Origin of the sequence: Paraburkholderia sp. WS6, assembly GCF_030464835.1 — a bacterium.
Taxonomy (GTDB): Bacteria; Pseudomonadota; Gammaproteobacteria; order Burkholderiales; family Burkholderiaceae; genus Paraburkholderia; species Paraburkholderia madseniana.
Genome location: NZ_JALQCK010000012.1, coordinates 1 through 13,622 on the forward strand (window position 1 = coordinate 1; position 13,622 = coordinate 13,622).

Consider the following 13,622-nt stretch of genomic DNA (forward strand, 5'->3'; position numbering starts at 1 on the left):
CCGCACAGGGGCAACGCTAATAGACCACTAACAAAACAAGGAAAGGCCAAAGCCCAGGCAAACAGACAAACAAGCGCCGCGCAGGCAAAAAAACCATTTCACTCCCCGTTCTAAGAATCAGCCAAATACTTGGTTGCCCACCCCCTTCCCCTCCCGTACCGTTCTCAGATTGCGCTCGGCGCCCGGCCCGCTCTGGAGAACTCATGCCAACATCTGAATCGCACGCATCCCCGAATCCCACCACCGCAGATGCAGCAGACCCGTTCGGCGAAAACGAACTAACCCAACGCTTCGCACCTGTATTCGCCCGCATCGCCGAAGGTGCAGTAGAACGCGAACAGAATCGGGAACTGGCCTACGCGCCGGTGGAATGGCTGCGCGAAGCCGGCTACACCAAACTGCGCGTGCCCAGGCGCTTCGGTGGCGAAGGCATCTCGCTGAAAGCGTTCTTTGCGTTAGTCACGCGTCTCGGCGAAGCGGACTCGAACCTTCCGCAAATCCTGCGCGTGCACGGAGGATTTATTGAATCGCTGCTGGAAAACGGCGATGAATCGTTGCGTGACCGATGGTTCACGCGTATCGCACAAGGTCAGATTATCGGCGGCGCCGTTTCCGAACGCACCGGCGTGACCAACAACAGCGTGCGCCTCACCCAAACCGACGGTGCGTGGCATCTCGACGGCGAGAAGTACTACACCACAGGCACGCTCTACGCTGACTGGGTCGACGTTACCGCGCATGACGGCGAAAGCGACGTCCGCGTACTCGTCAAAACCGATACGCAAGGCCTCGCCCGCATCGACGATTGGGATGGTTTCGGGCAGCGTCTGACCGGTAGCGGTACGGCACGTTTCGATCACGTGCCGGTCTCACTCGACAATCTGTACCGCCGATATAACGCCTCCGAACCACGCCGTAACAGTCTGCTTACTGCGTACTATCAGGCACTGCATGTCGCGAACCTTGCCGGTATCAGTCGCGCGGCGTTGCGCGATGCGGTGGCGTTCACGCAGGGTAAAACGCGAACCTTCGGCGTTCCGGGTGAATCGAGCCCGCGCGACAATCCCTTGGTGCATCGGGTAGTCGGCCGGCTTGCAAGCCTTGCGTACTCGACGCAGAGCATCAGCGCTTCGCTAGCCGGCGCGATCGATGAAGTGTCGGTCGCGCGGCAGGAAGGCCGCACTGACGAACAGACCTATGTGCGCCTCGACATCCAGACTTTCCAGGCGCAGCAGATCGTCATCGAACAAACCCTGCAAGCGGCGACTTTGTTGTTCGAAGTGGGCGGTGCATCGGCGACCAGCGAGACGCGCCGCTTCGATCGGTACTGGCGCAATGCGCGTGTGCTGGCGTCGCACAATCCGGCAATCATCCGCGAAGCCGCTATCGGTGATTTCTATCTGAATGGAACTGCGCACAAGGAAAGGTTTGGCGTGGCGCGGAATCCGGAAGTCTCCACGGCGGCGGCTCAGTTGTAAAAAGTTTCACATCGAGAGGTGGCCGCCTATGCCGCGGCACACCCGGCGCGCTAAAACGACTAAGGCCGCTCACGCGGCCTTAGAACTTTTTGCCCGGCAGGAATCTGGTTCGACGCTGGATCCAACAGGTTCCTCAGATCACTTCGCCGAGGGCGTCCAGATACGGATGTCCGTCGCTTTCAAGGTCGCGGGAATCAGCCCCGCGGCGCGATACGTGTCGGCGATACGCTGCTGTTCGACCAATTGATCGCGTTTTACCGGCACGATGTCATAGCTGCGACGGCTATTCGCCAATTCGACAGTCGGTTCAGGAATATTGCCCCACACTGGCCCGAGAATCTGTGCGGCTTCCTGGGGATGCGCCTTGACCCACTTGCCCGTCGTGTTCAATTCGTCGAATACGACGCGCAGCACATCCGGATGCTTGTCAGCGAAGGTCGTTGTCGCCGTATAAAAACGGTTGTATTGAGCGACGCCGCCGCTGCCGTCCGCGATCACGCGAACATGTGCCTCACGCTGCTGGGCCGCGAGAAACGGGTCCCAGATGGCCCATGCATCGATATTGCCGCCGCGGAAAGCGGCGAGCGCGTCGGGCGCCTCCAGATAGCGCACCTGTATATCGTTGATCGTCAGACCCGCTTTAGCCAAAGCGCTCAGCAACAGGAAGTTGCAGCCCGAGCCTTTGGACACCGCCACGCGTTTGCCCTTCAGGTCCGCCACCGAATGAATCTGCGAATCCGGCGGCACGATAATCGCCTGGGCGGTTGGCGCAGAGGTCTCTTCGGCGTAGTAGGTCAGCGGCGCATTGGCGGCCTGCGTAAAGAGCGCAAAGGCATCCGCGACATCCGCATGCAGATCGACGCTGCCCGCGTTGAGCGACTGCAGCAGGCCAGTCGAGAACTCGTGCCAGCTCACGTCATAGCCGAGCGCGTTGAGCTTCTTCTCGAGGGCGCCAGTTCGCTTCAACAGAATGAACAGCGTCGATGAGCGCTGGTAGCTGATCGACACCGTTTCGTTGGCGCATGCCACGTCGGTCGACAGCACGCCGCCGATCAACGTCAGGCATACGCAGAGGCGTCGCAGGCTTCGGGAGCCGGAGAAAGCGAGGGGCATCGATCGAGATCCATGTGAAGTGGGTATGCGGAATCGCTGAATATATAAAAGAACGACACACGGCCAAAGACTGATTTCATCGATCGATATGGGTAGAAATTGGAACGCGTGGCGGCGGTATCGCTCATCATTCGAAGTTTGATGCGAGTTGAAGCGCACGCTTTCACCGTGGAGATTTCTGCGTTATGTCGACACTCCCTCCCCGCTTCGGCGTCTGGGCACTGGTTCATGGCAGCCGCGCCGCGCTGCAGGACCCCGATGAACCGTACGACGCGTCGTGGGCGCGAAACAAAGCCCTCGTTCTCGAAGCCGAGCGGCTTGGCTACGACTCCGTGCTGGTCGCGCAACATACGATCAATCCGCACAATCCCGACTTCGATCAGCTCGAAGCGTGGACCGCCTCGGCCGCGCTCGCGGCGCTAACCGAACGCATCGAGATCATCGCCGCCATCAAGCCGTATCTGTATCACCCGGTGGTGTTGGCAAAGATGGCGCAGCAGATCGAACACATCAGTGGCGGGCGCTTCGCGATCAATCTTGTCAACGCGTGGAATCGTCCTGAGCTGGAACGCGCCGGTATCGGCTTCGCGGAGCACGACGCGCGTTATGCGTACGGTCGCGAGTGGATCACAGTGGTGGATTCCTTGCTGCGCGGCGAGCGTACGCGTTTTCGCGGCGAGCATTTTAATGTGGATGACTATCTATTGCGCCCCGCGGATCCGTTTCGCAGCCGTCCGCGCATCTATGTGGGCGGCGAATCGGAACCGGCGCGGGAACTGGTCGCCGACAAGGGCGACGTGTGGTTCATCAACGGCCAGCCACTGGACGCCGTCAAAGCGTTGATCGCGGATGTCTCCGGCCGCAAGCGCCCCGCTCCGCACGAGCCGCTGCGTTTTGGTTTGTCGGCCTTCGTCATCGCTCGTGAGTCCGGCGAGGCCGCCGATCAGCACCTCGCCCATCTGTTCGCACTGGCCGCAAAAGATGCCCCGCTACGCGAGCAACAGAAATCGAACATCGACCCCAAGGCGGCGATGTTCCAGACCTTCGCGCAAACGCCGCGCGTGGGCTCGAACGGCGGCACGGCGGCTGGACTGGTCGGCAGCTATGACACGGTCGCGCAGCGGATCGCCGATTTTCATCGTGCCGGGATCGAGTTATTCATGTTGCAATTCCAGCCGTTCGAGACTGACATGCGCATTTTTGCCGAAGAAGTGATTCCGCGGGTACGTCACCTGCTCGGCTGATCCGGGCGAGGTCCGCGGCTTTCGGCGCGTCGCACTCATGTGGCACAGTATCGTCAGGCGCATGCGCTACGCTTGCGATACTGGACAGCCCCGATGAGCGAGATGAAGAACCCGACTGCCTACGAGCCCCCGGTCGACGAAGACCAGCTTCTGCTGAAGTGGATCCGGCGCGCGCGTGAATCCCAGATGAGCCATTACGACATGGCCGACCTGCTATCGGCGCGGGACCGCAGCGTCGGCTGGCTGGTCACCGCATTGACCGCGTTTGTGGGGACGGCCGTGTTTGCGTCGCTGACTTCGACCGCCGTCTCGCCGGCGCTCAGGATCTTCGTGGGCTTCGTGAGCGTTGCGGCGGCGGTCTCAGCCGCGCTGCAAACCTTCCTCAGATATGCGGAGCGTGCGGAAAAGCATCGCGCGGCGGGGGCCCGCTATGGCGCTGTGCGGCGCAGGCTGGAAGCGATCTTCGCAGGTGACGCCGATGCCCGCGATGGCCACTATCTCACCGCGATCCGCGACGAACTCGACCGGCTCGCGGAAGATTCACCCAACGTGCCGCCGCGCATTTTCTATCGCACCCAGCGAACCCTGTCCGCCGAACCGCGACGAAGCCGCGATGCCTGAGCGACCCAGTTGACTGTAGTTGTCGAAGAATGCGGGGGTCGTCGTAAATGTTCTGTGTCATTTGTAAATGGCATTAACTTCAATTGAAGCAACGCGGCCGCTGATGTATATGCGCGGAACCCGCAGCATGTCATTTGTCCATCCAGTTTCAATTGCTGGAATCGACCACAATTCCTGTTGAGGCGCCTGACAGCCTATAAGGGCCGCGCCTTGCGGCCCTTAAGGGTCACTTAAGCGTCACTTAAGGACATTGCCTGCACAATGCTCGGTGGTGAGAATACCCCTATCCATAGGTATGTTTTTCCACCACTGATTCCAAACACGATAGTCCCGCCCGGCCTTCCGGTATTTACGTCTTTCCGGGCCTTTGCGTCCGCCCGATTATGGTATCGTCCGACCTGCGCTTAAAAGCGCATTGCCACACTCAATCGGGAAGCGCAATCGCTCCCTAAAAAAAAGATTATGGAAGTCCAAAACGCCCGTCGTTGGGCACCACGGGGAACCCGCGTCTGGCTCACCGCGGCCGCTGCATTGGCGATCGCGAGCGGAGTACGCCTGTTGCTCCATCCGCTGCTGGGACCGATCATGCCGGGCACCGCGTTCTATATCGCGGCGGCGCTGGTCGAGTACTTTTGCGGGCTGGCCCCGGCGCTTACCGTCATGGTGCTCGGCCTGGGTATCGCCGACTATCTGTTCGTCCCGCCCTACGCAACCATCGACGTATTCGATCGCGCCGACCTCGTCCTGCTGGTCTCGTATCCGTTGGTGACGCTGCTTGTCATCGTGCTGATCGAACGCCTGCGCCGCTCGCAGTTTCGTGCCGAACTGATCGCGTCCGTTGCGCAGTCGCGCTATGAAATGCTGCTGCGTCACGATAACGAACGCATGCTGGCACGCCGCGGCGTCGACGAAACACACCGGCTGCTGCGCCACCTGTCCCATCACCACAGGACGTTCATTTTCATTCAGGCGCTCGAGCGCAACGCGTTACAGCCGGGCAACGACGTCAAGCCGCAAGGCGTGCTGCCGCGCCTGCCCAACCAGATTGCACCGGGCCCGCGCTTCGCCGATGTCGATCCCGACGACATCCAGCGGCTCAGCAAGGCGCTGTGGCCCGGCAGCCATCGCGTGCACCTGAAAAGTGGCGATGGTCCGTCGAAGCTGACCGAGTGCATGTGCGAACGGTTCACCACCCACGCCGGCGAGTTTCTCGTCCTACGGATCGGAGCCTGATCCATGAGTCAACCGACGAGTCTCTTCTTACCCGGCGACGATCATGCCGTGCTGATGTTGCACGGCCTGTCGAGTTCGCCGCTCGAATTGCGTTTTCTCGCCCGCTATCTGAACGCCGAGGGCTTCACCACCTGCGCGCCCGTCCTGCCGGGCTACAGCGCCGGCTCGGAAGAAGAAGCGATGGAGGCGTGGCTCGAGGCGGCCGTGCGCGAGTACGACGCGTTGGCCGAGCGCTTTGCCCGCGTCTCGATCTGCGGGCTATCGATCGGCGCGGCCCTGGCGCTGGCTCTGGCGCATCGCCGTCCAGGGGCGCAGTCGCTCGTGTTGCTGTCGCTGACGCTCTCATACGACGGCTGGGCGATCCCCTGGTATCGTTTCCTGCTCAACTGGGCGTACTTCACGCCGATGCGCAAACGCTGGCGCTACCGCGAGGAGGCGCCGTTCGGCCTGCGCAACGAAGCGCTTCGTGCAAAGATCGCCCGCGCGATGCAGCGCAGTGACTTCAGCGAAGTCGGTCCGTCGACGATTTCATTGCCGGCATTGCACCAGGCGAGCCGCCTCGCCGCGAGCGTGCGCACGCAGGTACGCGACATCAAGACCGATTGCCTGATTGTCCATGCGATCGACGATGAGACGTCGAGCCCACGCAACGCACGTTTTGTCGCCACGAATATCGGCGCTGCCTTTTTACGCACAATCTGGCTGGATGATTCGTATCACATGATTACGTCGGACAACGAGCGCGAAATCGTCGCGCGCGAAACCACCCTGTTTCTGCGCGAGAGCGAAGCCGTCCATAGCGGCGACGACGGCAAACAACAGGTCGTCTCGAAGGCTCTGGCGCGACGCCTCAGGCAACTCGCGGCGCTTGGCAAGGAGCGCGCATGACGGCGGATACCACGCTGAGGTTCGGCAAACCCGCACGCATGTCGCTGCTGCTCGCCGCTGCGCTCGGCCTTTGCGCTGCGCGCGCTGCCTACGCGGACGATGCAAGTCCGAACGCGACGACTGACGCCAGTACCGGCGCGGCCACCGACAGCAAATGGAAAATCGGCGTGGGTCCTGGCGTGGTGATTACGCCCAAGTACCCGGGGTCCCGCCAGTTGAGCGTATTCCCGTTCCCTGCGCTGGACATCTCATACGACGACCGGATTTTCTCGCAAGGCCCAGACGTGCTCGGCGTGAACGTGCTGCGCGGTCCTGCCTATCACGTGGGCGCTGCACTGACTTTCGATTTCCAGATGCGCAAGGAGTCCGACGATCCGCGCCTGCATGGACTTGGTGATGTGAATGGCGGGCCGAAACTGAAGCTCTTCGCCGACTATACGTGGTGGGCGTTTACCGGGTCGGTGGCGTTGTACCAGGATATCGCCGGGCATCACCAGGGGACGACGGTCAGCACGGATTTCGTCGCATCCGCGCCGGTTGGCGGCTGGTTGTTCTCGGTGGGACCAGGCTTCACCTGGGCGAATGGTACTTATACGCGGACGTTTTTCGGCGTGTCCGGGCAGCAGAGCGCGGCGTCAGGATTGCCCACGTATAGCACCAGTGCGGGTGTGCGGGACGTCCATATGAACGCCATGGTGACTTACGACTTTTCGAAGCACTGGAATGGGTCGGTTTCCGCGACTTTCGGGCGACTGGAGCACGACGCGGCGAATAGCCCGATTACCGAAAAAAGATTCGAGCTCAATACGCTCGCTTCGGTGAACTACAAGTTCTAGTTTCTGGTTTCTCGCGCGCTCGCAGCGTGCGAGAAACCAACCGCCAATCACCAATCGCGTTTCAATCCCCCGTACCCAGCTCTTCAACTTCAATCCCCAATTCGGCAGCCATTCGCCGCACCACCACCCGAAGCCGGCTCACCTCGTCGGCAAGCCGCTTCTGTTCAGCTTTGACCGCCTCGAACGCCGACAGCGGCACGACCTCGTCGTCCCCGCCCGGCTGGGCAAGATCGCTTGCGCTGACTTCGCCGCATAGCAGATGCATCCAGCGATTTTCGCGCTCGCCCGGCGTGCGGGCCAGCTTCACCACCCGCGGCGGATCGTTGGCAGCCAGTTCGTCGAGAAACGCCTCGACCGACGAGATGTCGGCAAATCCATGCAGACGCGCGCTGTTCAAGCGCAACTCGGCTCCGGTCTGCGGACCGCGCAACAGCAACGTGGTCAGTAACGCTGCCGACTGGCTCGGCAACCCCAACACCCGATTCATGTTGTGTTCGAAACGCGGTACACGGCTGCTGCTGCCTTCCATCACCAGGCTCAGCCGCTTCAATCCGTCGATGGCGGTCAGCACCTCGGCTTCGGTCGCATTCATCACCGGCGCGCGGCCGGTTTTCTGATTGCAACCCAAGGTCAACGCGTTCAGCGAAAGCGGATAACTATCCGGCACGGTGTGCTGCTTTTCGACGAGCACACCAAGCACGCGCCCCTCAAGCAAGGTCAAGGCGCGGATGGAGGGACGGGAAACAGCGTCGGGAGTGGAGTTCATAGAAGATGTCGCGGCATGCGCCGCCGGGTCTCGTGATTGGTGTGCCTTACCGTTGCACAGCCTGGCGGCGGGTTTTAGTTGGTGGCCACTATGATAAACGGCCCGGCCGCTCGCAGTGTACGAATCTCCGCAATGGCGAAGCGTGCCCGGACCGTGTTCGCATCCGGTTCGGCGCATTTTTGTTTCGTTGACGAATTCCCATATTCGAGATAATTTCCCGAATATGGAAAACACGCTCGCCGACGACAACGCCATCGATCGCCGCATCGCCCAGCGTCTGCGCGGATTACGCGCCGAGCGCAACTGGTCGCTCGACGATCTCGCCAAGCTGAGCAACGTCAGCCGCGCCACCCTCTCGCGCCTCGAGAACGCCGCCGTGAGCCCCACGGCGAGCGTGCTGGGCAAGCTCTGCGTCGCCTATGGCTTGCCGATGTCGCGTCTCATGCACATGGTCGAAGATGACTTCGCGCCGCTGTTGCCGCGCGACGCGCAGCCGGTCTGGGTCGACCCGAGCGTCGGCTTCCGGCGCCGCTCCGTGTCGCCGCCCGCCCAGGCGCTGAGCGGCGAGGCGCTAGAGTGCGAACTCGATGCCGGCGTACGCATCACATACGACGCGTCGCCGAGAGCCGGCCTCGAGCATCATCTGATCCTGCTTGAAGGGCAACTGCAGATCACCGTCGACGGCCGAAGTCACGATCTGCAACCCGGCGACTGCCTGCGCTACCAGTTGTTCGGCCCCAGCGCGTTCGTCACGCCCTCGCATAGCGCGGCGCGCTACATCCTCTTCATCGTTTGAGTTCGAGCCGCCATGAACGCGACTACCATCACGACCTTTTCCGCCGACGGCCTCGTTCGCCATTTGCCCGAACTCGGCGCGCTGCTGCGTGCCTGCGTCCATGACGGTGCGAGCGTTGGCTTTGTATTGCCGTATAGCGTCGAAGAGAGCGAGGCGTTCTGGAGCGGCAAGGTGCTGCCGTCGCTGCGTGCGGGCGCGCTGGTGCTTTTTGTTGCTCGTCATGGTGAGGCGATCGCCGGCACCGTGCAACTCGATTACGACACGATGCCGAACCAGCGTCATCGCGCCGAGGTGCGCAAGCTGCTGGTCCACCCCGCGTTCCGCCGCCAGGGCATCGCCAAAGCGCTGATGGCGGAACTGGAACACCGTGCGCACCAGTTGCAGCGCAGCCTGCTGACGCTCGATACGCGCACCGGCGACAAGGCCGAGCCGCTCTATGCCTCGCTGGGTTATCAGACGGCCGGAGTGATTCCGCAATTTTGCCGCGACACGCTGGAAGAGCGGCTTGATTCAACCACCATCATGTACAAGACGCTGTGAGCGTGACGCAGGCAGGCCGCCTGTGATGCACCACGAGCATGGTGGTCGATACTGACCGATGCTCGGCGAGGAAGGCCGCGATGCAGACTCAGGCGAGTCTGCATCGCGTGGCTTAACGGCGTGAATCGAGCGCGATCCGTACGGCCAGACCGGCGAGCACGGTGCCCATCAGCCAGCGTTGTACCTGTAGCCAGATCGGCCGCCCAGCGAGAAACCCGGCGATCGAACCTGCCATGGTCGCAATCAACGCGTTGATCGTGACGGAGACGACGATTTGCACGCAACCCAGCGCGATCGACTGCGTGAGCACGCTGCCGTGCTCCGGTGAAATAAATTGCGGCAGCAGCGACAGATACATAACCGCGATCTTCGGATTCGCGAGGTTCGTGACGAGCCCCATGGTGAACAGTTTACCGCGGCTGTCGTGCGGCAGGTCGCGCACCTGGAACGGCGAGCGGCCGCCCGGCTTGACCGCCTGCCACGCCAGATACAGCAGGTAGAGCGCGCCGCCGAAACGCAGCGCGTCGTACGCGTAGGGCACCGTCAACAGCAGTGCGGTGATACCGAACGCCGCGCAAAACATGTAGAACACAAAGCCGAGCGCGACGCCGCCGAGCGACACGAGCCCCGCACGCCGCCCCTGGCAGAGCGATCGGGAGATCAGGTAGATCATGTTCGGGCCGGGCGTGAGCACCATGCCGAGCGAGACCAGGGCAAAGGCAAGCAGCGTTGTGGCAGCGGGCACGGCGTTCTCCTGTGGGAATTGAAGTCGGGCAATGCCGCCAAATATAGCCGACGCCGCCGGTTCAAGCCTTAAACCCCCACATAAAAAGTCCCTATAGGCAGTTGAATGGCTTTGATTGCGCCAGTGGGGCGGACGCGCCGTTGCATATGGCACCGTACTGTGCCGATTGCGCGCTGCATCGAAAGAAACACTTGCGGTGAAATTTATTGCCCGGTATCGTCGAGCCGTTCTGCAATGCAGCGCGGGAGAGATCGTCAGAGGATTGTGACGACGCCGACGGAGCAACCGCCCCGGAAACTCTCAGGCAAAAGGACCGCGCAGCTGGAACATCTGGAGAGCGGCGCCACGCGCGCCCACCGAAGGGGATTCCCTGCATACCGCTTGCATCGCAAGCGATATGCTCACAGGAAGAAACTCTCAGGTACATGGACAGATGGGGCATCAACGCCGGTTTCGACACGAAATCGACACCGGTGATGCTCAACTACTCTGGACCATGTCATGTCACGAATCGCCATTATCGGCGCCGGCATTACCGGCGTTACGACTGCTCACGCCCTTGCGCAGCGCGGCCACCATGTCACCGTGTTCGAACGTCATCGCTATGCGGCGATGGAGACCTCGTTCGCCAACGGCGGCCAGTTGTCCGCCAGCAATGCCGAAGTCTGGAACAGCGCGGCCACGGTGCTGAAGGGCTTGCGTTGGATGCTCACGCGCGACGCCCCGCTGCTGCTCAATCCGATGCCCACGTGGCACAAGTATTCGTGGATGGGTGAATTTCTGCGGCAGATCCCGCATTACCGCACGAACACTGTCGAAACGGTGCGGCTCGCGATTGCTGCGCGTGAGCATCTGTTTTCGATTGCCGAGCGCGAAGGGATCGACTTCGATCTGGAGCGGCGCGGCATCTTGCACATCTACAAGACGCGCAAGGAATTCGATGCGGCCAGCAAGGTGAATGAACTGCTGCGCGAAGGTGGGCTGGACCGGAATCCGGTGACGTCGAGCGAGTTGCACACGATCGAGCCGACGTTGCATGGCGATTTTTTTGGTGGGTTTTTTACGCCTTCCGATTCCACTGGCGATATTCACAAGTTCACGCGCGGGTTGGCTGATGCTTGCGTGCGGCATGGTGTCGAGTTTCACTACGACGCGGAAATTACGGCGATCGAGCAGCCGGCTGAGGGACGGTTCTCGTTGATGGTCAATCTGGAAGGTGAGTCGCAACAGTTTGCTTTCGAGCGGATCGTGGTGTGCGCCGGTGTGAAGAGCCGCGACTTCGCGGCGATGCTTGGCGATCACGTGAACGTCTACCCGGTTAAGGGGTATTCGATCACCGTATGTCTCGATGATGAAGTGAGTCAGCAGAACGCGCCCTGGGTAAGTTTGCTCGACGACAGCGCGAAGATCGTGACGAGCCGGCTTGGCGTGGATCGGTTCCGGGTTGCGGGGACGGCGGAGATCAATGGGTTCAATCGGGATATCCGGTCGGATCGGATTGCGCCGCTGGTCGACTGGACTCGACGGTATTTTCCTGAGGTGTCGACTTCGAAAGTGATTCCTTGGGCGGGGTTAAGGCCGATGTTGCCGAGTATGTTGCCGAAGGTCGGGCGCGGAAAACGGCGCGGCGTTTTTTATAACACCGGGCATGGGCATTTGGGGTGGACGTTGTCGGCGGCTACGGCGCAGGTTTTGGCGGGTTCCATTCAATAGGGCTTGTTTGCGTGCGCGGCGCTTACTGCCATACTTGCGGCGGCGCTGCGCGCGCCGCCGCGGTTGTTCATCGAACCGGCCGCCGCCCTTTTGCGATGAGGCTTACTAGCCTGGACTCGATCTGACAGGTGGTCCGGAAGCGTCGCCAAAGGCAAATCCAGCGACATCTGCTAGTGTTGTCCAATCGGTGTCCACTCTCGAGGGAATCTCCATGACCAGATCCCGCTCCGTCACGCGCAGCAACCCAAGCATGCGGCTCACTGATGAACAAATCGCCGCAGAAGCCACGAGACGCTTGGCATGGGATACGGCCGTCCCCCCAAACACCCTGCAAGTCAAAGTCTCACACGGACGCATCACCCTGCTCGGTGTACTTCAACATAACGAGCAACGAGCTGCCGCACTCGAAGACGTCTCTCGCCTGTTCGGCGTCACCGGCGTCTCTGATCACGCCATCATCAAAGCTAAGTTGCCCTAACCCGCTTCCGCTCGCAACAGCGTCCGGCAATGTCTTGCGATCTGCTTCTCCTCCTCGGTGTGAATCGCCCTCACCTTCCCTACTGAATCCCCTTCCGACAGCCCCAAAAACGCAAGCCCCTCGCACACTCGCTTACGAATCTCCTCACTGTGTTCACCGATGCCACCCGTGAACACCAGCAAATCGATCCCGCCCAGCAAAGCCGCATAGGCGCCAATCGTCTTGCGCACGGCGGTAGCAAACGCATCCAGCGCCAGCGATGCATTCGCATCGCCCGCCGCAGCGCGCTTTTCCAGCGCCTGCATATCGCTCTCGCCATCGGCGTAACCGGCCAGGCCGCTCTGGCGATTCAACAGCGTCTCCAGCGCATCGGCATCGAGCTTCTCCACGCGCATCAAATACAGCAGCACGCCCGGATCGAGATCGCCGCTGCGCGTGCCCATCGGTATGCCACCGGTCGGCGTGAGCCCCATCGACGTATCGATGGATTTGCCGTTCTGCAATGCACATAAACTCGAGCCGTTGCCCAAATGGGCGAACACCGTGCGCGGCGGCAAGTCAGCGCCGAGCCGCGTCACCAACGATTCATACGACAGCCCGTGAAAGCCGTAGCGAATCACACCAGCCTCCGCGTAACGGCGCGGCAACGCAAGCTGCGCCGCGCGTGCCGGCAGCGTGGAATGAAACGCCGTATCGAAGCAGGCGAAATGCTCTGCGTCGCCGAAAATCCTGCTTGCCTCGTCGATCAATGCCAGCGCCGGTGGAATGTGCAAGGGCGCAAAGTGCACGGCGTCCTGCAAGCGCTGCCGGACTTCAGCCGTCAAACGTTGATGAGTTCGCAGATGCGGCCCACCATGCACCACGCGATGCCCCACCGCAGCAGGACGCCCGTGCTTCTGCTCCGCAAGCACGCGCGCGAGCTTCTGCAACGCGTCGGTCTGCGACTCCAGTACATCCTCTTCTTGCACCAGCACGCGGCCGTCAGGCGACTTGATTCGCAGGCTTCCGTCGCCTCGCCCAATACCTTCTGCACTCCCTTCCAGCAGCAATGTTTCATCGCCGCCGGCGTGCGCGCAGCGCGTAAACAGTCCGAATTTCAGTGATGACGAACCGCTGTTCAACACCAGAATCGTCGGAGCCTGGTCGCCGGTCTTCTCATGAGTCTCCATGA

At 61.4% G+C, this 13,622-nt stretch carries 14 protein-coding genes and 1 riboswitch; of the genes, 10 read left to right on the forward strand and 4 right to left on the reverse strand.

Going from position 1 to position 13,622, the window contains the following annotated elements:
• The first annotated feature begins 203 nt into the window (after nucleotides 1-203).
• Nucleotides 204-1,478: an acyl-CoA dehydrogenase family protein gene (locus M0D64_RS16355; RefSeq protein WP_266258496.1), complete on the forward strand. Its 1,275-nt coding sequence runs from the start codon at nucleotides 204-206 to the stop codon at nucleotides 1,476-1,478.
• A 138-nt stretch (nucleotides 1,479-1,616) separates the two neighbouring features.
• Here the strand turns inward: M0D64_RS16355 and M0D64_RS16360 are convergent, their stop codons facing one another.
• Nucleotides 1,617-2,591 (reverse strand): aliphatic sulfonate ABC transporter substrate-binding protein, encoded by a 975-nt coding sequence (locus M0D64_RS16360; RefSeq protein ID WP_266258497.1) that lies wholly within the window; start codon nucleotides 2,589-2,591, stop codon nucleotides 1,617-1,619.
• Between the two features lie 185 nt (nucleotides 2,592-2,776).
• Here M0D64_RS16360 and M0D64_RS16365 point away from each other — a divergent pair, with 185 nt between their 5' ends.
• From M0D64_RS16365 to M0D64_RS16385, 5 genes are all read left to right on the forward strand, one after another.
• Nucleotides 2,777-3,835 (forward strand): LLM class flavin-dependent oxidoreductase, encoded by a 1,059-nt coding sequence (locus M0D64_RS16365; protein ID WP_266258499.1) that lies wholly within the window; start codon nucleotides 2,777-2,779, stop codon nucleotides 3,833-3,835.
• A 102-nt stretch (nucleotides 3,836-3,937) separates the two neighbouring features.
• Entirely contained in the window at nucleotides 3,938-4,456 is a 519-nt protein-coding gene (locus M0D64_RS16370; protein WP_266239323.1) for an SLATT domain-containing protein, read from the forward strand.
• Nucleotides 4,457-4,918: 462 nt separating this feature from the next.
• Nucleotides 4,919-5,689, forward strand: coding sequence for a DUF4118 domain-containing protein (locus M0D64_RS16375; protein WP_154560433.1), 771 nt, complete (start codon nucleotides 4,919-4,921; stop codon nucleotides 5,687-5,689).
• Between the two features lie 3 nt (nucleotides 5,690-5,692).
• Nucleotides 5,693-6,577, forward strand: coding sequence for a carboxylesterase (locus M0D64_RS16380; protein WP_154560434.1), 885 nt, complete (start codon nucleotides 5,693-5,695; stop codon nucleotides 6,575-6,577).
• On the forward strand, nucleotides 6,574-7,413 hold the full coding sequence (locus M0D64_RS16385) for a MipA/OmpV family protein (protein ID WP_266258500.1): 840 nt from the start codon (nucleotides 6,574-6,576) through the stop codon (nucleotides 7,411-7,413). The genes M0D64_RS16380 and M0D64_RS16385 overlap by 4 nt, the downstream gene beginning before the upstream one ends.
• A gap of 61 nt (nucleotides 7,414-7,474) precedes the next feature.
• Here M0D64_RS16385 and M0D64_RS16390 read toward each other — a convergent pair whose 3' ends face one another.
• Nucleotides 7,475-8,179, reverse strand: coding sequence for a YceH family protein (locus tag M0D64_RS16390; RefSeq protein WP_154560435.1), 705 nt, complete (start codon nucleotides 8,177-8,179; stop codon nucleotides 7,475-7,477).
• Nucleotides 8,180-8,402: 223 nt separating this feature from the next.
• On the opposite strand from M0D64_RS16390, the gene M0D64_RS16395 reads away from it, so the two are divergent.
• Both M0D64_RS16395 and M0D64_RS16400 read left to right on the forward strand, forming a co-directional pair.
• A complete protein-coding gene (locus M0D64_RS16395; protein ID WP_266258501.1) occupies nucleotides 8,403-8,975 on the forward strand; it encodes a helix-turn-helix domain-containing protein in 573 nt (190 codons plus the stop codon).
• Nucleotides 8,976-8,987: 12 nt separating this feature from the next.
• Nucleotides 8,988-9,515: a GNAT family N-acetyltransferase gene (locus M0D64_RS16400; RefSeq protein WP_266258502.1), complete on the forward strand. Its 528-nt coding sequence runs from the start codon at nucleotides 8,988-8,990 to the stop codon at nucleotides 9,513-9,515.
• A gap of 112 nt (nucleotides 9,516-9,627) precedes the next feature.
• On the opposite strand, the gene M0D64_RS16405 is transcribed toward M0D64_RS16400, so the two are convergent.
• Nucleotides 9,628-10,260, reverse strand: coding sequence for a LysE family translocator (locus M0D64_RS16405; RefSeq protein ID WP_168435690.1), 633 nt, complete (start codon nucleotides 10,258-10,260; stop codon nucleotides 9,628-9,630).
• A gap of 232 nt (nucleotides 10,261-10,492) precedes the next feature.
• A riboswitch (glycine riboswitch) is annotated at nucleotides 10,493-10,586 on the forward strand.
• A gap of 175 nt (nucleotides 10,587-10,761) precedes the next feature.
• Between M0D64_RS16405 and M0D64_RS16410 the strand changes: the two genes are divergently transcribed.
• The gene (locus tag M0D64_RS16410) at nucleotides 10,762-11,973 is read left to right on the forward strand and encodes a D-amino acid dehydrogenase (RefSeq protein WP_154560438.1); all 1,212 of its coding nucleotides are present in this window, start codon (nucleotides 10,762-10,764) and stop codon (nucleotides 11,971-11,973) included.
• 211 nt (nucleotides 11,974-12,184) lie between these two features.
• Nucleotides 12,185-12,451, forward strand: coding sequence for a BON domain-containing protein (locus M0D64_RS16415; protein WP_266258504.1), 267 nt, complete (start codon nucleotides 12,185-12,187; stop codon nucleotides 12,449-12,451).
• Here M0D64_RS16415 and M0D64_RS16420 read toward each other — a convergent pair.
• A complete protein-coding gene (locus tag M0D64_RS16420) occupies nucleotides 12,448-13,620 on the reverse strand; it encodes an acetate/propionate family kinase (protein ID WP_266258505.1) in 1,173 nt (390 codons plus the stop codon). The two genes, M0D64_RS16415 and M0D64_RS16420, sit on opposite strands and share 4 nt — an antisense overlap.
• Nucleotides 13,621-13,622: the final 2 nt, after the last annotated feature.

Bases quoted from the DNA above. Each gene is read 5' to 3' on its own strand.
- M0D64_RS16355 (WP_266258496.1), top strand. From the start codon at position 204: ATGCCAACATCTGAATCGCACGCATCCCCGAATCCCACCACCGCAGAT.
- M0D64_RS16365 (WP_266258499.1), top strand. From the start codon at position 2,777: ATGTCGACACTCCCTCCCCGCTTCGGCGTCTGGGCACTGGTTCATGGC.
- M0D64_RS16410 (WP_154560438.1), top strand. From the start codon at position 10,762: ATGTCACGAATCGCCATTATCGGCGCCGGCATTACCGGCGTTACGACT.
- M0D64_RS16420 (WP_266258505.1), bottom strand. From the start codon at position 13,620: ATGGAGACTCATGAGAAGACCGGCGACCAGGCTCCGACGATTCTGGTG.
- M0D64_RS16360 (WP_266258497.1), bottom strand. From the start codon at position 2,591: ATGCCCCTCGCTTTCTCCGGCTCCCGAAGCCTGCGACGCCTCTGCGTA.
- M0D64_RS16370 (WP_266239323.1), top strand. From the start codon at position 3,938: ATGAAGAACCCGACTGCCTACGAGCCCCCGGTCGACGAAGACCAGCTT.
- M0D64_RS16400 (WP_266258502.1), top strand. From the start codon at position 8,988: ATGAACGCGACTACCATCACGACCTTTTCCGCCGACGGCCTCGTTCGC.
- M0D64_RS16385 (WP_266258500.1), top strand. From the start codon at position 6,574: ATGACGGCGGATACCACGCTGAGGTTCGGCAAACCCGCACGCATGTCG.
- M0D64_RS16395 (WP_266258501.1), top strand. From the start codon at position 8,403: ATGGAAAACACGCTCGCCGACGACAACGCCATCGATCGCCGCATCGCC.
- M0D64_RS16415 (WP_266258504.1), top strand. From the start codon at position 12,185: ATGACCAGATCCCGCTCCGTCACGCGCAGCAACCCAAGCATGCGGCTC.
- M0D64_RS16380 (WP_154560434.1), top strand. From the start codon at position 5,693: ATGAGTCAACCGACGAGTCTCTTCTTACCCGGCGACGATCATGCCGTG.
- M0D64_RS16375 (WP_154560433.1), top strand. From the start codon at position 4,919: ATGGAAGTCCAAAACGCCCGTCGTTGGGCACCACGGGGAACCCGCGTC.
- M0D64_RS16390 (WP_154560435.1), bottom strand. From the start codon at position 8,179: ATGAACTCCACTCCCGACGCTGTTTCCCGTCCCTCCATCCGCGCCTTG.